The organism is Arthrobacter sp. JB02-1C, assembly GCF_057748045.1.
The window spans coordinates 1,522,064-1,542,875 of the sequence record NZ_CM173235.1 but is presented as its reverse complement, the minus strand read 5'-3'; the positions used below and the strand labels follow the sequence as shown (position 1 = coordinate 1,542,875).

At 68.2% G+C, this 20,812-nt stretch carries 20 protein-coding genes, 1 tRNA gene and 1 other RNA gene; 12 read left to right on the top strand and 10 right to left on the bottom strand.

Features of this window, described 5'->3' with window-relative positions; all coding sequences use genetic code 11:
• Window position 1: 1 nt before the first annotated feature.
• Entirely contained in the window at window positions 2–1,120 is a 1,119-nt protein-coding gene (locus tag AC3ANP_RS07290) for a glycosyltransferase family 4 protein (RefSeq protein ID WP_488332657.1), read from the bottom strand.
• A gap of 195 nt (window positions 1,121–1,315) precedes the next feature.
• Between AC3ANP_RS07290 and AC3ANP_RS07285 the strand changes: the two genes are divergently transcribed.
• Complete coding sequence (locus tag AC3ANP_RS07285; RefSeq protein WP_488332656.1) at window positions 1,316–1,954, top strand: TetR/AcrR family transcriptional regulator; 639 nt, start codon at window positions 1,316–1,318, stop codon at window positions 1,952–1,954.
• Here AC3ANP_RS07285 and AC3ANP_RS07280 read toward each other — a convergent pair.
• Complete coding sequence (locus AC3ANP_RS07280) at window positions 1,951–2,631, bottom strand: LytR C-terminal domain-containing protein (protein WP_488332655.1); 681 nt, start codon at window positions 2,629–2,631, stop codon at window positions 1,951–1,953. The two genes, AC3ANP_RS07285 and AC3ANP_RS07280, sit on opposite strands and share 4 nt — an antisense overlap.
• Window positions 2,624–2,923 carry a type II toxin-antitoxin system VapB family antitoxin gene (locus AC3ANP_RS07275; RefSeq protein WP_441399393.1) on the bottom strand — a complete coding sequence of 100 codons (300 nt, stop codon included), beginning with the start codon at window positions 2,921–2,923 and terminating at the stop codon, window positions 2,624–2,626. Before AC3ANP_RS07275 ends, AC3ANP_RS07280 begins: the two co-directional genes overlap by 8 nt.
• Before the next feature lie 125 nt (window positions 2,924–3,048).
• Between AC3ANP_RS07275 and AC3ANP_RS07270 the strand changes: the two genes are divergently transcribed.
• On the top strand, window positions 3,049–3,960 hold the full coding sequence (locus AC3ANP_RS07270) for a hypothetical protein (RefSeq protein WP_488332654.1): 912 nt from the start codon (window positions 3,049–3,051) through the stop codon (window positions 3,958–3,960).
• Window positions 3,961–4,053: 93 nt separating this feature from the next.
• On the top strand, window positions 4,054–5,637 hold the full coding sequence (locus tag AC3ANP_RS07265; protein WP_488332653.1) for a stealth family protein: 1,584 nt from the start codon (window positions 4,054–4,056) through the stop codon (window positions 5,635–5,637).
• Between the two features lie 55 nt (window positions 5,638–5,692).
• Here AC3ANP_RS07265 and AC3ANP_RS07260 read toward each other — a convergent pair whose 3' ends face one another.
• From AC3ANP_RS07260 to AC3ANP_RS07245, 4 genes are all read right to left on the bottom strand, one after another.
• Complete coding sequence (locus AC3ANP_RS07260) at window positions 5,693–6,637, bottom strand: phosphodiesterase (protein ID WP_488332652.1); 945 nt, start codon at window positions 6,635–6,637, stop codon at window positions 5,693–5,695.
• Between the two features lie 205 nt (window positions 6,638–6,842).
• On the bottom strand, window positions 6,843–8,054 hold the full coding sequence (gene fdhA, locus AC3ANP_RS07255; RefSeq protein ID WP_488332651.1) for a formaldehyde dehydrogenase, glutathione-independent: 1,212 nt from the start codon (window positions 8,052–8,054) through the stop codon (window positions 6,843–6,845).
• 219 nt (window positions 8,055–8,273) lie between these two features.
• Window positions 8,274–8,759 carry a glutathione peroxidase gene (locus AC3ANP_RS07250; protein WP_488332650.1) on the bottom strand — a complete coding sequence of 162 codons (486 nt, stop codon included), beginning with the start codon at window positions 8,757–8,759 and terminating at the stop codon, window positions 8,274–8,276.
• Window positions 8,760–8,851: 92 nt separating this feature from the next.
• A complete protein-coding gene (locus tag AC3ANP_RS07245; RefSeq protein ID WP_488332649.1) occupies window positions 8,852–10,207 on the bottom strand; it encodes a M23 family metallopeptidase in 1,356 nt (451 codons plus the stop codon).
• A gap of 272 nt (window positions 10,208–10,479) precedes the next feature.
• On the opposite strand from AC3ANP_RS07245, the gene AC3ANP_RS07240 reads away from it, so the two are divergent.
• A complete protein-coding gene (locus AC3ANP_RS07240; protein WP_488332648.1) occupies window positions 10,480–11,388 on the top strand; it encodes an oxygenase MpaB family protein in 909 nt (302 codons plus the stop codon).
• 114 nt (window positions 11,389–11,502) lie between these two features.
• Here the strand turns inward: AC3ANP_RS07240 and AC3ANP_RS07235 are convergent.
• Window positions 11,503–11,587: transfer RNA gene (locus tag AC3ANP_RS07235), tRNA-Ser, on the bottom strand.
• A 393-nt stretch (window positions 11,588–11,980) separates the two neighbouring features.
• Here AC3ANP_RS07235 and ffs point away from each other — a divergent pair.
• The 4 genes from ffs to AC3ANP_RS07215 all read left to right on the top strand — a co-directional run bounded on the left by ffs (window position 11,981) and on the right by AC3ANP_RS07215 (window position 17,424).
• An RNA gene (gene ffs / locus AC3ANP_RS07230) (signal recognition particle sRNA small type) lies at window positions 11,981–12,077 on the top strand.
• A 27-nt stretch (window positions 12,078–12,104) separates the two neighbouring features.
• Complete coding sequence (locus AC3ANP_RS07225; RefSeq protein ID WP_488332647.1) at window positions 12,105–15,116, top strand: DNA polymerase III subunit gamma and tau; 3,012 nt, start codon at window positions 12,105–12,107, stop codon at window positions 15,114–15,116.
• Between the two features lie 51 nt (window positions 15,117–15,167).
• Window positions 15,168–15,767 (top strand): recombination mediator RecR, encoded by a 600-nt coding sequence (gene recR, locus AC3ANP_RS07220; protein ID WP_488332646.1) that lies wholly within the window; start codon window positions 15,168–15,170, stop codon window positions 15,765–15,767.
• 298 nt (window positions 15,768–16,065) lie between these two features.
• Window positions 16,066–17,424, top strand: coding sequence for an aspartate kinase (locus AC3ANP_RS07215; RefSeq protein WP_488332645.1), 1,359 nt, complete (start codon window positions 16,066–16,068; stop codon window positions 17,422–17,424).
• A 184-nt stretch (window positions 17,425–17,608) separates the two neighbouring features.
• Here AC3ANP_RS07215 and AC3ANP_RS07210 read toward each other — a convergent pair whose 3' ends face one another.
• A complete protein-coding gene (locus AC3ANP_RS07210; RefSeq protein ID WP_488332994.1) occupies window positions 17,609–17,824 on the bottom strand; it encodes a hypothetical protein in 216 nt (71 codons plus the stop codon).
• Window positions 17,825–17,954: 130 nt separating this feature from the next.
• Window positions 17,955–18,179 (bottom strand): hypothetical protein, encoded by a 225-nt coding sequence (locus AC3ANP_RS07205; RefSeq protein WP_488332644.1) that lies wholly within the window; start codon window positions 18,177–18,179, stop codon window positions 17,955–17,957.
• Window positions 18,180–18,257: 78 nt separating this feature from the next.
• On the opposite strand from AC3ANP_RS07205, the gene AC3ANP_RS07200 reads away from it, so the two are divergent.
• The 4 genes from AC3ANP_RS07200 to AC3ANP_RS07185 are packed head-to-tail and all read left to right on the top strand — an operon-like array spanning window position 18,258 to window position 20,740.
• A complete protein-coding gene (locus tag AC3ANP_RS07200; protein ID WP_488332643.1) occupies window positions 18,258–18,779 on the top strand; it encodes a MarR family winged helix-turn-helix transcriptional regulator in 522 nt (173 codons plus the stop codon).
• 59 nt (window positions 18,780–18,838) lie between these two features.
• Window positions 18,839–19,408: a serine protease inhibitor gene (locus AC3ANP_RS07195; RefSeq protein ID WP_488332642.1), complete on the top strand. Its 570-nt coding sequence runs from the start codon at window positions 18,839–18,841 to the stop codon at window positions 19,406–19,408.
• Entirely contained in the window at window positions 19,377–20,354 is a 978-nt protein-coding gene (locus AC3ANP_RS07190) for a 3-methyladenine DNA glycosylase (protein WP_488332641.1), read from the top strand. Before AC3ANP_RS07195 ends, AC3ANP_RS07190 begins: the two co-directional genes overlap by 32 nt.
• The gene (locus AC3ANP_RS07185; RefSeq protein ID WP_488332640.1) at window positions 20,351–20,740 is read left to right on the top strand and encodes a serine protease inhibitor; all 390 of its coding nucleotides are present in this window, start codon (window positions 20,351–20,353) and stop codon (window positions 20,738–20,740) included. Before AC3ANP_RS07190 ends, AC3ANP_RS07185 begins: the two co-directional genes overlap by 4 nt.
• Window positions 20,741–20,812: the final 72 nt, after the last annotated feature.

The following is a 20,812-nucleotide window of genomic DNA, read 5'->3' as shown; positions in this document are numbered from 1 at the left end:
CTCACGGTTGCCCAGTAGCGACCTGGCTCTGCCACGCTGCCCGGGTGACGGCTCCCCGGGTTCGATTCTGCTGCACGGAGCCCCTCTGCGGAACCCCTGCCTGACCTGCCTCTTCGATCAGCCGGGCGAACAGCTCCAGATGCTCCTGCACCATCCGTTCCGTGCTGAACAGCTTCAACGCACGGTCCCGGCAGTAGGCCCGGTTCAGCCTCGCAGCGGCAGGAACCATGGCAGGCAATTCCTCGGTGGGGCCCAGGAAGCCGGTCTTGCCGTGGATCACGATTTCCGGCGCCGAGCCGATGGGAGTCCCCACCACGGGGGTGCCGGTGGCAAGCGCCTCGATCATCACGAGGCCGAACGGCTCGGCCCATTGGCTGGGGTTCAGGAACGCCATCGCCCCGCCCATGAGCGCGTATTTGTCCGCGTCGCCCAGCTCGCCAAGAAATTCCTCGTTGGCGCCAAGCTGGGGCTCGATCACCGAACGGAAGTACTCGATCTCCTGCGGTTCGCGCATTTTGGCCGCGAAGCGCATCGGAACGCCGGCCGCACGGGCGATCTGGATGGCCTCCATCACGCCCTTGTCCGCGCACATCCTCCCCACGAAGCAGACGTACCCGCCATCCCCGGAACCGACCGGCACGGACCCGACGTCGATGCCGTGATGGATGACGCGGGTCACCGGAACGTCCGGCTCATGGGAGGTCTGGTCCCGCGAGATCGCGACAATGGCCGTGCTGGCGGCCATGGCACGGTAAAGGTCGGCGGATTCCGGGGTCAGCGGGCCGTGGATGGTCGTCACGATCGGGGCGCTGGTCCAGTTCCGCCCGATCAGCGGCCCTGCCAGGGTGTGGTCGTGGATGATGTCCATGTCCTGCAGCGCCTGGTACGCCCTGATGACGTGGCTTAGCTCGGAGAGCGTGAACCCGACGTCGTCGGGCCTGGACGGAAGCATGGCCGGAACCAGCTCGACGGGACAGCCGCTGTCCGAGGCGGCCGCCAGGAGCACGTCGTGTCCCGCAGCCATGAAGCCCCGGGCAAGGGTGTCGATAACCCGCTCGGTCCCCCCGTAACCCGCTGGCGGGACGGGAATCCAGGGTGCAGCAATCATTCCTATCCGCATGCCTGTCCTCCATCACGGGTGGCGGGCCACTGAGCCAACCTTGCCGGCCTGTCAAAAAGCTACTGCTTAACCTTGCTACCCTCGACTATCGCCCCGCCGGCGCTCCGGCCACAAGCCCCGCCGCAGGGTTCCCGGCCAAAATTGCTGCCCGCCGGATGAACGGGTTTTACTGACAGATCGCGCTAAGGTGTCTCTATGCCCAGGATTTCGGCCGCCAGCAACGCCGCCCAACGCGCGGAGACCCAGCGCCGGATCCTGACCGCCTTCGGCGAGTTGCTCTTCACGCACGGGCTGCCGGGCTTGACCATGACAGACGTCGCCAGGCACGCCCGGATTGGCCGCACCGCCGTCTACAACTACTACGCGGACATCGAAGAACTCCTGATCGCCTACGCGCTGGATGAAACCGAGCGTTTCCTGGTCGAACTGCGCGAGGCCCTCGCCGCGCTGGAGAACCCGGTGGACCGTCTGGCCCTCTACGTGCGCGCGCAGGTGGCGGACTTGAGCCGGCGCCATCTGCCGCCCGGCCCCGCCATGGGAGCCGTCCTCTCCCCGGCGTCGTTCGCGAAGCTGGCCGACCATGTTGGCGAGCTCAGCCTGCTGCTGCAGGACATCCTGCGCGACGGGATGGCGCAGGGCTACCTCCCCGCGGCGGACATCAGCCAGCTGGCCCAGCTGATCCACGGGACGCTTTCGGCAAGCGCGGCCCGGGGCGACGGGGCAGGCCCGGACCCGGAGACCGAAGCCCGGATCGCCCGGACCGTCAGGTTCATCGAGCTGGGGGCGGGTGCCAGGTTCGACGAGGAAGACCGTCCGCTGCGCCTCAACGCCTAGGGGTTGGGACTGACCGGAACCACCGTCGGCACCACGGGCTCGGTGGGATTGTCCACGGCCCGGCGGGTTTCCCGGGGGCAACTGAGCTGGCCCGGCGTCTGGTCCACGAGTTCCGGTTTGGCCAAATCCTTGAAGTCCGCGGTGAGAATGACGTCGACGCTCGGATCGTTGCGCCCGTCCTGGACGTAGTCCGAACCCGGCAGGTTGCGTTGGACGCTGAACGCCGCGGACTGCCCGGCGGCGCCGGAAACCACCAAGGCGACGCCGCGGTACCCGGTCTGGGTGTTACCCACCGCGCCGACCACGAACTTGCGGGCCTGGAGCTGGTCCGCCACCGATTTCGCCAGCCCCGGCCGGCCGGTGGAGTTGTAGACGTTCAGTTTGATTTTTTCCGGCGGCGTGTAGTCAAACGAGGTAGCCGGACAGAGCGGCGCCGCGGCCTCGCTCCGCTCCGCCGTCGGGATCTTGATCTGGCCGTTCATGATGGCCAGGGCCACCACGACGGCGCCGGCCAGCAGTGCGATCAGGAGCACCAGGACGACACCATGGACGATGCGTCGCCGGGTCCGCGACGGATCCTCATGCTCGCCCTGTTCCACAAACGCGGCCCGCAGATCCGAGCCGGTGACGATGTGGTGCCCGTGCAGGGTGTTCGGGTCCTGGGGCCGCCTAGCCATTGATCACCAGCACGCGGGCGTGGATCGCGGTGCGCTGGTGCAGTGCGGTGCGGACTGCACGGTGCAACCCGTCTTCGAGATACAGCACGCCGCGGAACTCCACCACGTGCGGGAAAAGGTCGCCGAAGAACGTGGAGTCCTCGGCCAGCAGCGCCTCCAGGTCGAGGGTCCGCTTGGTCGTCACGAGTTCGTCCAGGCGCACCGGCCGCGGCGGCAGCGCCGCCCAGTCCTTGGGCGTGGTGAAACCATGGTCGGGGTACGGGCGTCCCTCGCCCACAGCTTTGAAGATCACTCTGCAAGCCTATGGAAGTTCCCGGGCGAGGGGAATCAACGGGGCTGCGGCGCCGCAGGTTGTGGCCAAACGGTGACCATTTGTCATCCCGCCCGAAGTCCCGCCCCGGCTGAGAGAATAGAGCCATGACAGCACCCGCGCCCTTCTCCACGCCGCCCGCCGCTCCGCCGCTGGCCCTGCTGCTCGACGTCGACGGTCCCGTGGCCAGCCCGGTGACCCGGACCGTCCAGCCCGGCATCATCGCGGACCTGGTGGCGCTGGCGGCGGCCGGGATTCCGGTCATCTTCAACACCGGCCGATCCGACACCTTTATCCGTGAGCAGGTGATGGAGCCAATGATCGACGCCGGCATGCCGGCCGGGCTGGTGATCCATGCCATCTGCGAGAAGGGCGCCGTGTGGTTCAGCTACACGGCCGGCGGAGCGGGACCGGTCCACGTGGACCATGACCTGGCCGTTCCCCGGGCCTTCGGCGATGACATCCGCCGGCTCGTCGCCGAGGATTACGCCGCCCACATGTTCTTCGACGAGACCAAGCGGGCCATGGTGTCCGTGGAGCAGCATGTGGCCGTGGCCAACGCGGACTACCGCGAGGAGCAGGCGCTGTTCGACGCCGATGCGATGGACCTGATGGCCCGCCACGGTTTGGGTGTGGTGCGGCTGGACCGGCATGCTCCCAACAGCGACGACCAGATCGATTACCGGGTGGACCCCACCATCATCTCCACCGACATTGAATCCGTCCGGCTGGGCAAGGACCTGGGGGCGAGCCGGGCCGTTGAACTGCTAGCCGCCCAGGGCATCACTCCCCGGGCCTGGCGGACAGTGGGCGACTCGCGCACGGACTACGCCATGGCGGATTGGCTGCACCACCACGAGCACCCGGTCCAGCACGTTGACGTCCGCCCCGCCGACGGCGTCCCGGTCAAGCCGTACGGGATCCTGACCGCCGCCGACCTGGGGCTGGGCGCGGACGTGATCCACGAGGACGCCGGGGCAGCATTTATCCACCACTGGCGTGCGGAACTGGCGGGCTGAGCGCCTTCCGCGGGGCCGTTTTGCGCCGCACGTTATCATGCAAGTATCAATCCACGCACCTTCACACCCCGGAGAACCGACATTACAGAAGCATTGATCCAGGACGAGATTTACTACGGCAGCCAGGCCGGGGAAGAGACCCCGGACCACGCGGAGGTCACTTCGCCGGCCGCTGTTGCCCGGCTCCGAACGCGCCCCGATGTGGTGCGCCGGCACGGCAGATTTGCGCTGATCAATGAGAACCGAACGCCGTACCAGGCCATGGTGGAAGACCTCCTTTTCCTGCGCGCCGTGCTGGCCGAAGCAAAACTGGATTACCTCCTGGTTCGAGGCAACAATGACCGCCCCGTCATCGCGGTGGACTGGAAGAACCGGCGGGCGCTCCGCGCCGCGCTGGTCCAGGCCTGCCGGGACGAGCCGTTCTACTCCATGACCGTGGACGCGAAGAAAAAGTCGTCCGTCCTGGTGGCCGACGGCGAGCTGTCCCCCAACCGGCAGGGCAGGATCTTCCGGCTGTATCGGCCGCGGGTTGAGCCCAAGGGCGGTCTCGAGTTCGGCGCCTCCGCCGGCGTCCAGGTGGAGCTCTGGAGCTTTGACGGCGACCAGCTGATCCTGCCGATCGAGAACTCACTGACCAGGCGGACCATGCTGGCGCAGGACGCCGTCCGCGGCACGGTGGAACGCTACGGCCACACCTGGCCCACGATTGAGAACATGTTCGCGGACCATGCCAGCGACATCAGCTTTGACATCGATCTGGTGTTTTCCTGGGTGGACGGGAGCTCGCCGGAGTACGTGGCAGCCCGGCGTGCCCGGATGGCCGGCGTCGTCGTCGGCGAGGGCGATGACCATGAGGCGCGGTTCCGCCAGATCAACGAGCTGAAGTATGCGCTGCGCTCCGTCTACATGTTTGCGCCGTGGATCCGCCGCATCTTCATTGCGACCGATTCCCCCGCCCCGTCCTGGCTTGCGGACCACCCGAGCGTGACGATCGTGCGCAGCGAGGAGTTTTTCGCCGACCCGTCCGTGCTGCCCACCCATAACTCCCAGGCCGTGGAGAGCCAGCTGCACCACATTGAGGGCTTGTCGGAGCACTTCCTTTATTCCAATGACGACATGTTTTTCGGCCGTGCCGTAAGTCCGGACATGTTCTTCACTCCCGGTGGCATCACCAAGTTCATCGAGGCGGAGACCCGCATTGGTCTGGGCGACAACGACGCCGAACGGAGCGGCTTCGAAAACGCGGCCAGGGTCAACCGCAAGCTGCTCTGGGACCGGTTCGGCCGGATTACCACGCGCCATCTGGAACATGCGGCAGCCCCGTTGCGGCGCTCCGTGGTGGCCACCATGGAGCAGGAGTTTCCCGCCGAGTTCGCCAAGACCGCGGCCAGCACCTTCCGGGCAGCGGACAACATCTCGGTGACGAATTCGTTCTACCACTACTACGCCCTGCTGACCGGCCGGGCCGTCACCCAGACGGCGGCCAAGGTGCGCTACGTGGATACCACGCTCCGGGCCGGCCTGAACTATCTGCCCAAGCTGCTGTCCAAGCGGAACATGGACTTCTTCTGCCTGAACGACGGGAGCTTTCCCGAGGTCGGAGCCGAGGAACGCGCCGAGCTCGTGACGGACTTCCTGGAGAAGTACTTCCCCATCAAGGCGCCCTGGGAGAAGTAGCGGCCGGCGCTGCGCCACCCGGCGCTGTCCGGCGCGGCCCGGTGCGGCGCGGCAGCTAGTTCCGGGTGGCGATCCTGCCGTGCTCGGCGGCCCTGGCCGGATCCTCCGGCCGGGCACGACCGGGGATGTGGATGCCCGCGGCCGCGAGGCGCCGCCGCGTCTCCTCCGCCGTGACGAACTCCCCTACCGGGGGCAGCGTCTCGCCGAGCGGGACCACCGAGTGCACGATCGTGTGCTCATAGACGTGGACCAGGTTGAATGACTGGCCGGCGTCCCTGCCGCGGCTTCCGCCGACCGGGACGTTCAGGTCCTGGGTATAGCAGCTGGCTGCGGCAACCGACACCGGAATGCCGGCAAACGTGGCCGTCGTGGAATAGTGCAGATGCCCGCCCAGGATGGCCCGCACATCGGAGTTGCGCAGCACGCCCGCGAGCGCGGGCTGGCCGCGGAGTTCCACCAGCACGGCCAGGTCCAGCACGGAGGGAACGGGCGGGTGGTGCAGGGCCAGGATGGTGCCGTCCGGCGCCGGAGTGGACAGCTCGGCGGCCAGCCAGTCCAGCTGCTCGGGGCTCAACTCGCCGTGGTGGAAGCCCGGCACCGTGGTGTCCAGGGTGATGATCCGCAGGCCGTTGACGAAGTAGCTGCGGTCCACCGGGGCGTCGTCGGCAGCCTGGTCCAGCAGGCCGGACCGGAAATTGGCGCGGTTGTCGTGGTTGCCCATGGCCCAGATAATTTTGGCGCCCATGGCCTTACAGGCTGGTTCCACGATGGCCCGCAGCGTCGCGTACGCCGCCGCTTCGCCGCGGTCTGCGAGGTCCCCGGTGAACAGCACGGCTTCCGGCCGTGCGCCGGAGGCGAGGACCTCGTCGAAGAGCTGCCTGAGCCGGGCCGCACTATCCACCATGCCGTGCAGCTGCTCGTTTCCGCCCAGCAGGTGCGGATCGCTCAGGTGGAGTAGGAAATGACGCGGCCGGGGATGCTCGGCCTCGATGGGCTCCATTGCTACCTTCCTGGTTGGGTGGGGGCGGTGGCCCCCAGCTTCCCTCTCAGTAACACCCATCCAACCAGAGATTTGGCCAGCAATGTGCAAACCCGCGTAGGCAGGTTTAAAGCGGGGCAATAACCGGGTGGTCCGGCGGGCACATACCTGCCCCTGCGTGGGCCTGCTGTGCCCGCCGGATAGTGGACTACTCGGCGGGTCCCCGCTAGCTCAGGTAGCCGTTCGGGTTAAGCACGTACTTCGTGGCCGCGCCTGCGTCGAACTCGGCGTAACCCTTCGGTGCGTCCTCGAGCGGGATCGACTTCGCATTGACGTTCTTAGCAATGCTGACCCTGTCGTGCAGGATGGCCATCATGAGTCCCCGGTTGTACTTCATCACCGGACACTGCCCGGTGGTGAAGCTCAGCGACTTGGCCCAGCCGGTGCCAAGGCTCAGCGACAGCGCCCCCTTCTTGGCTGCTTCGTCCACGCCGCCCGGATCGCCGGTGACGTACAGGCCGGGGATGCCCAGCGCACCGCCGGCGGCGGTGATCTCCATCAGCGAGTTAAGCACCGTGGCCGGTGCTTCCTTGGCGTCGTGGCCGTGCCCCTTCGCCTCGAAGCCGACAGCATCGACGGCGCAGTCGACCTCCGGAACGCCCAGGATCTGCTCAATCTGCTCCGCCGGGCCGCCCTGGGACAGGTCCACCGTCTCGCACCCGAAGCTGCGGGCCTGCTTCAGCCGTTCTTCGTTCATGTCGCCGACAATCACCACGGCGGCGCCCAGCAGCTGGGCGCTTGTTGCGGCCGCGAGGCCCACCGGCCCGGCGCCCGCGACGTAGACAGTGGATCCCACGCCGACGCCCGCCGTCACGGCTCCATGGAAGCCGGTCGGGAAGATGTCCGAGAGCATGGTCAGGTCCATGATTTTCTCCAGGGCCTGGTCCTTGTCCGGGAACTTCAGCAGGTTCCAGTCGGCGTACGGCACCAGGACGTAGTTGGCCTGGCCGCCGACCCAGCCGCCCATGTCCACGTACCCGTAGGCGCTGCCGGGCCGGTCCGGGTTGACGTTGAGGCAGATGCCGGTCTTGCGTTCCTTGCAGTTCCGGCAGCGGCCGCAGGCGATGTTGAAGGGGACCGAACAGATGTCCCCCACTTTGATGAACTCGACGTCTGGGCCGACTTCGACGACCTCGCCGGTGATCTCATGGCCGAGCACCAGGTCGGCGGGGGCGGTGGTGCGGCCGCGGACCATGTGCTGGTCCGAGCCGCAAATGTTCGTCGCAACGGTTTTCAGGATGACGCCGTGGCGCACTTGTCGCCCGACGTTGGCGGGGTTGACCCCGGGGCCATCCTTGAGTTCGAAGGTGGGATAGTCGATGTCGATCAGTTCGACTTTTCCTGGCCCCTTGTAGGCAACGGCCTTGTTTCCTGTCATCACTTTCCTCCTGGTGTCACGGACCCCAATGTTGAGTGCCCAGTTGTGATTCATGAAGTGTTCTGATGCACCCTCTGCCGGGCCCGCGCAGGCTGCTTTGCCCGCAGGTGGACGCGTTGGCGACGCGGGTAGGCCCGGAATGTCGGAGGGTGCCGCCAGTCTAGGACGGAAGGCTGACGAGGGATAGGGGCCGTTGCACCCTTGCTATCCCGGGGAAGCTCAGGTCAACGCCTGCCGGATCGCTGCAATGATCTCCGGCGCGTCCGGTTCGACAGTGGGCGCGAACCGGGCCACTGTCACGCCGTTGCGGCTCACCAGGAACTTTTCGAAGTTCCATTTCACGAGTCCGGGCAGCGGTCCGTTCTTGAAGCGGGTCAGTTGGCCGTAGAGCGGGTGTTGCTTTCGGCCGCGGACGTTGGACTTGATGGTCAGCGGGAACGTCACGCCGAAATTACGCTCACAAAACTCCGCGATCTCGACGTCGGTTCCCGGTTCCTGCCCCGCGAACTGGTTGCACGGCACACCCAGGACCGTGAAACCGCGGTCCCGGAACTTGTGGTGTAGAGCCTCGAGCCCGGCGTATTGGGTTGTGAATCCGCACTGGGAGGCCACGTTCACCACCAGCACCACCTCGCCCCGGAACCGGCCAAAGCTCGTTTCGGTGCCGTCATTGAGGGTCAGCGGGATTGCATGCAGGGACGTCACGGGCAGGTCTCCTCGAGCTCGGGTGCGGGTTGTTGCACCCGGTGGTTCGTGGCCAGAAGCCGGCCGTATGGGTCCCCGCGCTGGGCTTCGGATCAGGGTGCGGCGGTGGTCGGCGCCGATGACGGCGACGGCGTCACTTTCTGCCTGGTAGCCGCCGTCTCTTGCGGTGCTGCTGTCGTCTTGGGAGCCGGTGCGGGGGTGGCCGTCGGAGGCAATACGACGGGCGCCGGCACCGGGGCCTGCGCGGTGGGAGCGCCGGCGGGCGGAACCGCGGTCGGCGTGACGCTGGGCGTTGCCTGGGTTGGTGCGGCGGTGGCGGTGGGCGCAACCGTCTTTGTCGGCGTCGGCGTCGGCGTCAGACTGATGCTGGCGGGCGGCGCCGGCGGGGCGCTCTTCGTCGGTGTGGAAGTTTTTGCCGGGGTGCTCGGCGTCGGTGCCGGTGTGCTCGGCGTCGACGTGGCGCTCGGTGTCGGCGTGGCGCTGGCGGCCGGTTTCGTCGGTGTGGCGCTCGGCGTTGGCGTGGCGCTGGCGCTCGGTGTCGGCGTGGCGCTGGCGGCCGGTGCCGGCTTGGCGGCGGCCACCGCGGGGGCCCGCGTCTCCTGCGCCCCGCCGATCACCTCACGGACCGGGTCCCCGGTGACCGGGACCGCCCAGTCCGATGCCGAACTGCCGGTGGTGCTGGAGCCCGGTGCATAACTGGTCATCTGGAGGTTATCGAGCTGGTCCACCTGCCGGGTGGGCAGGAAGGTCCAATCAAGCGGGTTGGTGTGCGATCCGTTAAGGATGGTCTCGAAGTGCAGGTGGCAGCCGGTGGAAGAACCGGTGGTGCCCACTTTCGCAATGACCTCGTCCACCCCCACCGAATCACCCTTCTTCACGGCGATGCCTTCCAGATGGTTGTAGGTGGTGATCAGGCCGTTGCCATGGTCGATCTCCACCCGGTTGCCGCCGCCCCACGGGTGCCAGCCGACGGCGCGCACCACGCCGGCGTCGGCCGAATACACCCGGGTGCCGCAGGCGGCTGCGAAGTCCTGGCCCCAGTGGAATTCCCCTGCCGTGCCGGTCAGCGGGCTGACCCGCAGCCCGAACGGCGATGTCTCCATCAGGGATTCCAGCGGAGCCATCAGGAATCCCTTGGCCGGGCGTTGCAGCCCGGACGATGCCACGCGCAGTTCAGTCTTGCCGTCTTTGGACACCGTCTGCACCGTGGTGCGGGCGAAGGAAACGGATGCGCGCCGGTCTGCGGTCAGCGCCCCGGGATCAACTGCCGCCGGACTCCCGGAATCGGCGGGCGCGTTGGTTCCTGCGTCGAGGAGGCCCGGGCCCACCGAACCGGCAGCCGGCTGCTGCGGCGGTTCGGGCGCAGCGGGGCGGCCCGGGGCCGGGGCACCGAAGACCATCACCGCCAAGGCCACGCCCGCGGCCGCCGCAACGGACCGGACAATCACCCCTGAATTTTTGGACTGCTCACTCGTTGAGTTTCCCCAGTGTTTTCCCACGACGTGACTCCTGCGCTTGGCTCTGTCCGCCAGACCCCAATCTCGACGGACTCACCCTCTTATGGGAACACAATCATTCGGGTCTGGGAACCTCGAGAATCCTTGATTTTCCGCGGATTCCCGGCATTCCGGGGCACCATTCAACGACTGGGGTGGCATCCCAGTAGGGCTTCCGCGAAAAGCACGTAGGCCCTCAGGTGGCCCCGGGTAAGAATAGGAGTATGCGCAATGTCCTCAGGGAATGGCAGGCCGAACTCAAGCAGACCTTCACCGGCACACGGGATGCAGTGCCGGAATGGGTGGGCCACCTCGCGGACGGAGAGGACGCGGGCTACCACCTGCCAGGCTCCGCCGTCTGGGCGGTGCACGGCGGCATGCCGACCATCGTTGCAGGCATCCGGGCGCTCCTCATGCAGGCGCTCCATCCGGGCGCCCTGGCGGGAGTCCACGACCACTCCCGTTTCCAGGAAGATCCGCTGGGCAGGCTCGCGCGAACCATCCGGTGGATCTTCACCGTGACCTACGGGTCGCAGGACGCGGCCCGGTCCGCGTCCAGTTGGGTCCTGCGCCTGCACGAATCCGTGCGGGGAGAATACCGGGACGGGCACGGCGTCGTCCGGCCCTACGCAGCGAACGACCCGGAACTGCTGCGCTGGGTGCACATCGCCTTCACCGACGCGTTCTTGTCCTCGCACAAGATCTGGGGCCGGCCGATTCCCGGCGGCCCGGACGCCTATGTGCGGCAATGGGCGCAGGCGGGCGCCCTGATGGGAGTGGAGTCGCCACCGCTCAGCGAAGCGGAGATGCGCCGCCAGTTGGACCGCTGGTACGACGACGGCGACCTCAGCGGCGGCGCCCTGGTCACCGAGACGGTCGCTTTCATCCGCCATCCCCCGCTGCACCCGGTCCTGCGGCCCGGTTACCGCGTGCTGTTTGCTGCCGCGGTGGCCAGTCTGGAGCCCAGGTACCGGGACATGCTGGGACTGCGCACCGCCCGGCTGGGTCCCGTCCCGCTTCCGGTGAGAACGGCGACGAGGGTCACTCTCGGCGTCGTGCATCTTGCCCTCGGCAGGGTGGGACCCAGTGAGCTCGCCGCGCGGGAACGGCTCCGTCGGCTGGGCTACGCCTGAGACGGGACTGGAACGCGTAGGCGGGGGTAGTTGGGTCCGCCGGAGCCCCCGCGTGACGGGCAAGCTGGTCCGAATGCAAAAAGGCCCCGGTCCTGCAGGACCGGGGCCAAAACGCGGAGAATGGGGGATTTGAACCCCCGAGGGCGTTAACCCAACACGCGTTCCAGGCGTGCGCCATAGGCCGCTAGGCGAATTCTCCAGTAGCTTTTGAATCAAAAGCAGACACTAGACTACCTGAACATCCCGCCTTCGCCCAATTCACCGCCGGCCGGGCCCACCTCCCCGGTCCGGCGGGACATGCCCCGTGGGCGGCGCGAGCACCGGACATAATCCCTATATGTCCACTCCTCGGCCTGACGGACGGGCATGCCCCCCGCCCGGCGGACATGCCCCGTGTTCGGCGTGAGCTCTGGACATATCCAGCCCTGGGCCTGGCGAACGGGCATGTCCCACAGGCCATCAGGACATGCCCCGTGGCCGGCGCGAGCACCGGACATAGTCCCTATATGTCCATTCCTCGGCCTGACGGACGGGCATGTCCCACAGGGAATGGCCCGATTCGAGCCGGGCCGGATCGTCGGGTAAGCTTGTCGACGGCCCCTCATGTGGCGTCATCCTGTTGAACTCCCCCAGGACCGGAAGGTAGCAAGGGTAAATGGGCTCTGGCGGGTGCATGGGGGGTCTTTAATGTCTGTGCCGATTGGTAGGGTTTAGCTGTGACTGTTACTACCGCCCTTTACCGTCGATACCGTCCCGATTCGTTCGCGGACGTCATCGGGCAGGAACACGTCACCGAGCCGCTGATGACGGCCCTGCGGAAGAACCGCGTCAACCATGCCTACCTGTTTTCCGGCCCCCGCGGCTGCGGCAAAACCACCTCCGCCCGGATCCTGGCGCGCTGCCTGAACTGCGCCGAAGGCCCCACCGACACCCCCTGCGGAGTCTGCCCCAGCTGCGTTGAACTGGCCCGCGGCGGGGCCGGCTCGCTCGACGTGATCGAGATCGACGCCGCCAGCCACGGCGGTGTCGATGACGCCCGCGACCTGCGCGAACGCGCCACCTACGCCCCGGTCAGGGACCGCTACAAAATCTTCATCATCGACGAGGCGCACATGGTCACGTCGGCCGGGTTCAACGCCCTGCTGAAGATCGTCGAGGAACCGCCGGAGCACATCAAGTTCATCTTCGCCACCACTGAGCCGGACAAGGTGATCGGCACTATCCGGTCCCGCACGCACCATTACCCCTTCCGGCTGGTCCCGCCCGAGCCGCTGATGGCGTACCTCGAACTGCTCTGCCAGCAGGAGAACGTCCCAGTGGCGCCCGGGGTGCTCTCGCTCGTGATCCGCGCGGGCGGCGGCTCCGTCCGCGACTCGCTCTCCGTGCTGGACCAGCTCATGGCCGGGGCCGGCCCGAACGGTTTGGACTACGAACTTGCCGTCGCACTGCTCGGCTACACGCACGCCTCCCTGCTGGACGATGTCGTCGAGGCCGTTGCCGCGTCCGACGCGGCCACCGTCTTCCGCGCCGTGGACCGTGTCATCCAGACCGGGCACGACCCCCGCCGCTTCGTCGAAGACCTGCTCGAACGCTTCCGCGATCTGATCATCGTCCAGGCCATGCCGGAGAGCGCCCAATCGATCCTCCGCGGCATGCCCGCAGACCAGATCGCCCGGATGCACACCCAGGCCAACAACCTCGGCGCCGCCGAACTGTCCCGCGCCGCGGACATTACCAACACGGCACTTACCGAGATGACCGGGGCGACCTCACCCCGGCTGCATCTGGAACTGCTCTGCGCCCGGATCCTGCTGCCGAGTGCGGAGCAGACCGAACGCGGCATTGCAGCCCGTATCGACCGGGTGGAGCGGCGCCTGAACTACGCCGGGAACGACGTCGGAGCCCCGGTAACCTCGCAGGCCGCACCGGCCGCCGGGGTCGCCGCCCCCGCAGCGACACCCGCGGCCGCGCCGGCGCCTGTCCCCACCCCGACGGGCCAGCCGCCGGTACCCGCCCGGGCGGCGACGGACCGGTCATCGGAGTCCGACTCCGGCCGGCAGAGTGCCGGCACCGGCTTCCCCGCAGCGGCACCTGCCGCCACAAAACCGCAGGAACAGCAGGAACAGCAGGAGGCGCGTCCGGTGCTGACACCCCCTCGGGTCAGCACCAACGATTGGCCGGTCGAGGACGGCGTGTCCGGCAACGGCGCCTCCCGGCCGGCACCGGCACCGGCCGAGACGTCTGCTGCCGCCGCTGCACCGCCCGTCACGGCCGCCGACCGTTCGGCCGGCGGCCGCCCGGCACCGGCTTCCGCGCCGGGCCCCGCCCCGGCCGCCGGCGCCGACGTCGAAGTGCTCCGGCGTGCCTGGCCCGAAATCCTGCAGACGCTGACCAAGATCAAGCGCAGCACCTGGGCGCTCGTCGAGCCCAACGCGCAGGTGGGTCACTTCGAGGGTCAGGTCCTCACGTTGTCCTTCACCACGCCAGGGCTGGCGGGAGCTTTCGGCCGCGCCGACCACGCAGAGAACCTGCGGCAGGCGATCCATAAGACGATCGGGATCGATTGCCAGATCACGGCTGTAGCCGGCGGCGCCAACAGTCCAGCGAGCTCTGAACCAAACCCAAAAGCACCCGCTAGCCGGGAGGCCCCGGCCACGTCGGCCGATGTCGCCTGGGGACTGGCACCGGCCCGGCCGGCAGCAATCCAAGCCACTGACGCACCTGCGAACGGTGCGGCCCACGCGCCCGCCGCCACGCCCGCCACGGTCGGTCCCGCCGCCCAGCAGGAGACCCCGTCACGGGTCCCGTCCGCCGCCGGTCCAGCCCTCCAAGAGCCGGCCCCGTCACGGGTCCCGGCCGCCGCGGCTCCCTTGGTAAACACCCCGCGGGGCGCCGCCGGGGCAGCGGAGGTCCCGGGTGGTGACGCGAGCGCCTCCTACTCCTACCCCGACGACGATTGGGGCGCGCCGCGGGACGAGGACGCTCCGCCCCTGGACGAAGAGCCGCCCCTGGACTGGGCCCCCGCAGAGCCGCCCACTACCAGGGCAATGTCCGAAGCGCCGGCTTCGGCTGCGGCACCGGCGCCGCGCGCACAGCCGGACCGGACCGGAGCGGCCAAGGCCGTGGGAACAGCCACCGTCACTCTGGCGCCCCCTGCTGGAGATCCGGCAGCGGACCCCTGGGCCCGCGCCGTCGAGCAGTCCCCCGGCGTCTGGACCGTTGGAATGGAACTGAACGTGGGCCGGGATTCCGCTCCGGCGCCCACCGACAGCCCGCAGTCCGCGCCCCCGCGCTACGAACCTGCCGCCGCCCAAGTTCCTGACCCGGCCAGCGCTGTCCGTGCCGGCGGCGGACCAGGGCACGCTGTGGCACTCGCCGACCGCGCGCCCTCGGCCCCGCCGGCTCCGTCCAGCGCCGCCGGGGCCACGGCTGCGGCGGCCGTTGCCCCCGTTGCACCCGCCCCGACGGTTGCGCCCGCCCCCGCGGCCTCGGGCCGCCAGAGTCTCTATCAGCGACTGTCCAACAGCCCGGAGGCCGAAGCCGGACGAGCCAAGGCACCGGCCCGCGCCGCTGTCGCCACCAGCTACGAACAGGACATCCCCAGCGCCGACGACGAGACCATCGAGGAATCCGGCGTCTTCGGCCGCGCCGCCGTCGAACGTATTCTGGGCGGAAAGCTGCTCGAAGAGCGGTCCTTGCACGGAAGCCCTCTGGCGCCCCGCTTCTAGCCCTCCCGGCGGCCTGCCCGGCCGCCGCTCCCCCAAACGAACGAGGAAATTGTGTACGAAGGTGCAGTCCAGGAGCTGATCGACGAGCTTGGACGCCTTCCCGGCGTGGGGCCCAAGTCCGCGCAGCGGCTCGCCTTCCATATCCTCGAGGCAGACCCTCAGGATATGAAGCGCCTGGTTGAAGCCATCACTACGGTCAAGGAACGGGTGAAGTTCTGCACCGTCTGCGGAAACGTCACCGAGCAGGAACTGTGCAACATCTGCCGGGATCCGCGCCGCGACCCAGCGGTCATCTGCGTGGTGGAAGAGTCCAAGGACGTCCTGGCTGTGGAACGGACACGTTCGTTCCGCGGCCGGTACCACGTGCTCGGCGGGGCCATCAACCCGATCGCCGGGATCGGCCCGGAGCAGCTGCGGATCCGCGAGCTGCTCACCCGGCTCAATGACGGTGCCATCCAAGAGATCATCATCGCGACCGACCCCAACCTCGAAGGCGAGGCCACCGCAACCTACCTCGCCCGGATGCTGAAGTCGATCGGGATTACCGTGACCCGGCTCGCATCGGGCCTCCCGGTCGGCGGGGACCTTGAATACGCCGACGAAGTCACCCTGGGACGGGCCTTCGAGGGCCGCCGCAACGCCCTGACCTGAGCTGCTCCCAAGGCGGCGTCGGCTGGGCATGCCCATCGGGCCCGATCAAGAGTGGACATAATGGCAATATGCCCACGCCTGGCGCCAAAGGATGGACATGCCCGCCGAGCCAACGAGCATGCCCACGCCTGGCGCCAAAGGATGGACATGTCCGCCGAGCCCGGACGGGCTTTCGGTCACAATTCAACGCGCGGCACCGGGCGGCGATAAACTTGGCTGAGAAGTTGCCGTCGCGCCGTTTGGTTGCGCCGTTTGATGGCTTCGCCCAGAACCCCGATGATCCAGTGAGGGTGCGCGCATGAGTTTGCCCACTACCGAAGTCCGCCCCGGACCGCAGCCGCAAGGGCTGGCTGCCGTTCCGCCCCCCACCAAGCACCTGGTGGTGAAAAAGTTCGGCGGTTCCTCCGTGGCGGACGCGGAAGGCATTAAGCGGGTGGCCCGGCGCGTGGTCGACGCGCACAACGCCGGCGACGAGGTGGTTGTTGTGGTGTCGGCCATGGGTGACACCACCGACGAACTCCTGGACCTCGCCGCCCAGGTGACCGACTCGGCCCCCGCCCGGGAAATGGACATGCTCCTTTCCGCCGGGGAGCGGATCTCGATGGCCCTGCTGGCCATGGCCATCAACAAGTACGGCGCCTCGGCGCAGTCCTTCACCGGATCCCAGGCCGGCATGATCACCGATGGCATCCATGGCAAAGCCCGGATTATCGACGTCGACCCGCACCGGATCCGGACCGCCCTGGACAAGGGGCACATCGCCATCGTCGCCGGATTCCAGGGTATGAGCCGGACCACGCATGAGATCACCACGCTGGGGCGAGGTGGCTCAGACACCACGGCGGTGGCCCTGGCGGCCGCCCTGACCGCCGACGTCTGCGAGATCTTCACCGATGTCGACGGGATCTACACCGCCGATCCCCGGGTGGTAGCCTCGGCGCGGAAGATCGACCGGATCTCCAGCGAGGAAATGCTCGAACTCGCCGCGTCCGGCGCCAAGATCCTGCACCTGCGCTGTGTGGAATACGCCCGCCGCTTCGGAGTGCCGCTGCATGTCCGCTCATCGTTCACCACCCACGAAGGCACCTGGGTCCTGCCCAGCGCCGACGACCCGATCACCATTCAAGAGGGAGTTGCCTTGGAGCAGCCAATCATCTCCGGCGTTGCGCACGACCGTTCCGAAGCCAAGGTCACCGTGGTCGGCGTTCCCGACATCCCCGGCAAGGCCGCCGCCATTTTCAAGGTCATCGCGGACTCGCACTCCAACATCGACATGATCGTGCAGAACGTCTCCACCCACGGCACCGGGCGGACGGACATCTCCTTCACCCTGCCGATCGTCGAAGGTGCCGACGCCCTGGATGCCCTTCGCGCAGCACAAGCCGAGATCGGCTTCGAAAATATCGAATACAACGAAAAGATCGGCAAGCTCTCCCTGATCGGTGCCGGCATGCGGTCGCACCCGGGCGTCTCCGCACGGTTCTTCGCGGCGCTCTCGGAGGCCGGGATCAACATCAACATGATCTCCACCTCGGAAATCCGCATCTCGGTCGTCACCCACGCCGACCTGCTCGACGACGCCGTCCGCGCCATTCACAAGGCGTTCGGCCTGGACAGCGAGGATGAGGCAACGGTCTACGGCGGCACCGGCCGCTAACGCTCAACCCTGCACACCGGCCGCAAACGCCCAACGCTGCACACCGGCCGCTAACGCCCAACCCTGCATGCCGGGCAGCGAACGCCCGGCCGGAACGGCAGCCAGAAAAGCAGGCAGAAAAGGGAGCGGCGCTGCCGCTCCCTTTTCCTGTTTCCGGACGTTTGCCTGGCACGCTTCCGCTCGGTCAGACCTGCTCCTTTGGAAGGTCTTCCCGGCGGACGGCGTAGTGATGACCCTGCGAGTCGGTTTCCACTTCAAAACCGGCCAGCTCGGACTCGGACGCCCGCTCGTAATCATCGTGTGAGTGCACCACCGGCGAGGCGTAGTCCCCCCTCGAAGCCGGCCCGAACAGGAACCATGCCCAGGACGACGGGTGCAGGTGCTGACGCAGCGTGGCGATCCTCAGTGCATGTGCCACATTTCCACCCCCTTCCTGCTGGCAGGTCAAGCGGCGCAACGACGGCGCGCGTTCCGCGCCGGTGCCCCCATTTTACGCCCCGCGGCAGTAAAAGGCATGGGCAGTGTCCGGCTTAGCGCAGGGACTTGTCCTCAGGATTGCGCGGGACCACGTAAGTGCTGCCGTCCGGCCGCCGGAGGGTCTCCCACTGCTGGGCCTCGGCTTCGCGCTGGGCCAGCAGCTGGCGGTTCTGTTCGGTCATCTCGTGTCCGAGTGAGGTGCGGCTGGCCGGGCCGATGATGACCCGCAGCTTGCCGGTCGCCCGCATAAACCGCTGGACGGCGTTTTCCTTGGACATCGCTACCTACTCCTTCGAACCGTTCGTACTGCCAGTGTACGCTAATGATTAACGCCCTAACTATCTGAGGAGGACCGGATGTCTACTGCCGCCGGAACCGCACCCGTGGCCGACGACCTCCTGCTGGAGCACCAGCTGTGCTTTGCCCTGACCGTCGCCTCACGCAGTGTGGTGGGCGCTTACAAACCGGTCCTCGACGCGCTGGGACTCACCCACCCGCAGTACCTGGTCATGCTCTGCCTCTGGGAATCGAGCCCGCGTTCCGTGCGGGACATCAGCGCCGCCCTCGCCCAGGACCCCGCCACCATCTCCCCGCTGCTGCGGCGCCTGGAGGCGGCCGGCTTCATCACCCGGCAACGGGCAGAGGGCGATGAGCGCAGCCTTGCCATCCGGTTAACCCCGGCCGGCACGGCACTCCGGCAGCAGGCCACAGCGGTGCCCGGCACCATGATGGCCCGGCTTGGCCTGACCCGGGCGGAGGTAGCCGAGCTGCACACCTCGATGATGCGGCTCATCGCCGCCACCGGGGTGATGGACGCACCCGTGCCCGGCGCGCCGTCCCACGAGCCGGCCCCTGCTGCCGCCCGCGCCCGGCACTAGAATCGAGCGGCACCGGAGCCGGCCGGCACTAGAATGAGGGAAACCAAGGAGAACCGTCCATGCGCAAGATCCTGCTTCCTGCCATGCTCGCCCTGATGGCGGCGACCGGCCTGGCGGCCTGTTCCCCGGGTCCCGGATCAGGCCCTGGGACCGCCACGCAATCGGCCACCGCCTCCGCGACGCCCGGACCAGCCACCCCGTCCGCCGGCACCCCGTCGGCCGACGCCCAGACCACTGTCCCGGCACCGTCACCCTCCGCCGCCGCCCCGACGGCGGGTCCCGGCCAGGGCAACGCCGAGCTGGCCATCGCGATCAAGCCCGCCCCCGGCGCCCAGGCCGTCAACTACACGCTGGTGTGCCGGAACGGCCTCCCGGCCGCAGAAAGCAAGCACCCCGCCGCGGCCGCTGCTTGCACCGCGCTGAAGAACAATGCCGCCCTGCTCAGCCCCGCCCCGCGGCCCGCCAACCAGGCCTGCACCCAGCAGATGGGCGGGCCTGCCGAGGCGCAGGTCACCGGCTCGGTGGACGGGATCGGGGTGGACGCCAAATTCAGCCTGCGCGACGGGTGTGAAATCGCCAGGTGGGAGGCGGCCAAGGATGTCCTCGGCTCAACAAACGGGGCTGTCTAAACTGCAGCATCTCCGGCAGGACGACTGGCAGCGGCGCGAGGCCGCCCACCAGCAGCGCGTCCGGACCTACTCGGACCCCTACCTCGCCCGCCGCTCTGCCGGCCGCAAGCACCCGGTGGAGGACTTCCTCTTCACCTACTACACGCAGAAGCCCGGCCAGCTGCTGCGCTGGCACCCCGGGGCCGGCGTCGTGCTGTCCGGGCGTGCGGCGGCCGCGCGTTCCGACTGGAAGTACTACCGCGTGCCCGACGACGGCGAACTGGCCGCCGCCGGGCTGCCGCCGGGAACCGACGCGGTGACCGTCGACGTCGCCCGCTTCCTCGCGGAGCGGCGCGACGCGGTCCAGTTCGCCGGCATCATCCTGGCCGGGACGGCGGCCCGGCCGGCACAGTTCGGCTGCTTCGGGCTGCACGAATGGGCGATGGTCTACCGCCAGGATAAGTTTGAACGGCGCCACGAGTACCTGCAGCTGCGGTTGGGCCCCGAGCAGACAGACCGGGTGGTGGAGCAGAACCGCATCCGCTGCTCGCACTTCGACGCGTTCCGTTTCTACACCCCGGATGCCGTCCCGCTGAACACGCTGGAACCCAGCCGGGAGAACCAGCGGACTATGGAACAGCCGGGCTGCCTGCACGCCAACATGGACCTGTATAAGTGGGCCTACAAGCTCGCACCGGCGCTGCCCGGTGAGCTCGTCATGGACTGCTTCGAACTCTCCTGGCGGATCCGCGCGATGGACATGCGCGCGTCCCCGTACGAGCTGAGCCAGTGGGGCTATCCCCCGATCCGGATCGAGACCCCCGATGGCAAGGCCGACTACGTGGAGCAGCAGCGGGCCTTCAGCGCCGAGTCGCAGGAGTTGCGCGGCCGGCTGCTTCAGGCCCTCTCTCCGCTGCTGGCGTCCGCCGGCGGCCCTGCCGCTGCGCCAAAGGAAGGACGGCCATGACCGCACCCCAGGGAACGGACGGATCGGACCACCGGCCCGACGTCGACCTCACCATCCGGCTTACGGAAGCGCCCGGAGGTCCGGAGTACAGTTTCCGTCTGGTCGCCGACGCCGCCGGGTCCACCGCCGGGTCCACCCTGCCGGATCCCGCCGCAGCGCTTGAAGCCCTTCAGTTGCACGGCGAGGAGACGTTCTTTCCCCAGCCCGGACCGCCGAGGCTTTGTACCCAGCAATACGGGGGCCCGCAGGTTGCAGTGGTGACCGGGCACTTCCGTGGCCGCGAGGTGCATACCCGGTTCAGCCGCACGGACGGGTGCGAGATCGCGCGCTGGCGGTCCATGGCGCCACTGCTGGGCGGCACAGCGGGGTCGACCGGCGCGGCCTGAAACCGGCGGCCCGGCCGGGGCACGAAAACGGCAGTGGCCGGCGGGGTGTCCCGCCGGCCACTGCCGTTTTAG

Bases quoted from the DNA above. Each gene is read 5' to 3' on its own strand.
- AC3ANP_RS07260 (WP_488332652.1), bottom strand. From the start codon at position 6,637: ATGGAGCCCATCGAGGCCGAGCATCCCCGGCCGCGTCATTTCCTACTC.
- AC3ANP_RS07205 (WP_488332644.1), bottom strand. From the start codon at position 18,179: ATGTCCAAGGAAAACGCCGTCCAGCGGTTTATGCGGGCGACCGGCAAG.
- AC3ANP_RS07200 (WP_488332643.1), top strand. From the start codon at position 18,258: ATGTCTACTGCCGCCGGAACCGCACCCGTGGCCGACGACCTCCTGCTG.
- AC3ANP_RS07185 (WP_488332640.1), top strand. From the start codon at position 20,351: ATGACCGCACCCCAGGGAACGGACGGATCGGACCACCGGCCCGACGTC.
- AC3ANP_RS07190 (WP_488332641.1), top strand. From the start codon at position 19,377: ATGTCCTCGGCTCAACAAACGGGGCTGTCTAAACTGCAGCATCTCCGG.
- AC3ANP_RS07270 (WP_488332654.1), top strand. From the start codon at position 3,049: ATGACAGCACCCGCGCCCTTCTCCACGCCGCCCGCCGCTCCGCCGCTG.
- AC3ANP_RS07290 (WP_488332657.1), bottom strand. From the start codon at position 1,120: ATGCGGATAGGAATGATTGCTGCACCCTGGATTCCCGTCCCGCCAGCG.
- AC3ANP_RS07215 (WP_488332645.1), top strand. From the start codon at position 16,066: ATGAGTTTGCCCACTACCGAAGTCCGCCCCGGACCGCAGCCGCAAGGG.
- fdhA (WP_488332651.1), bottom strand. From the start codon at position 8,054: ATGACAGGAAACAAGGCCGTTGCCTACAAGGGGCCAGGAAAAGTCGAA.
- AC3ANP_RS07285 (WP_488332656.1), top strand. From the start codon at position 1,316: ATGCCCAGGATTTCGGCCGCCAGCAACGCCGCCCAACGCGCGGAGACC.
- AC3ANP_RS07195 (WP_488332642.1), top strand. From the start codon at position 18,839: ATGCGCAAGATCCTGCTTCCTGCCATGCTCGCCCTGATGGCGGCGACC.
- AC3ANP_RS07240 (WP_488332648.1), top strand. From the start codon at position 10,480: ATGCGCAATGTCCTCAGGGAATGGCAGGCCGAACTCAAGCAGACCTTC.
- AC3ANP_RS07280 (WP_488332655.1), bottom strand. From the start codon at position 2,631: ATGGCTAGGCGGCCCCAGGACCCGAACACCCTGCACGGGCACCACATC.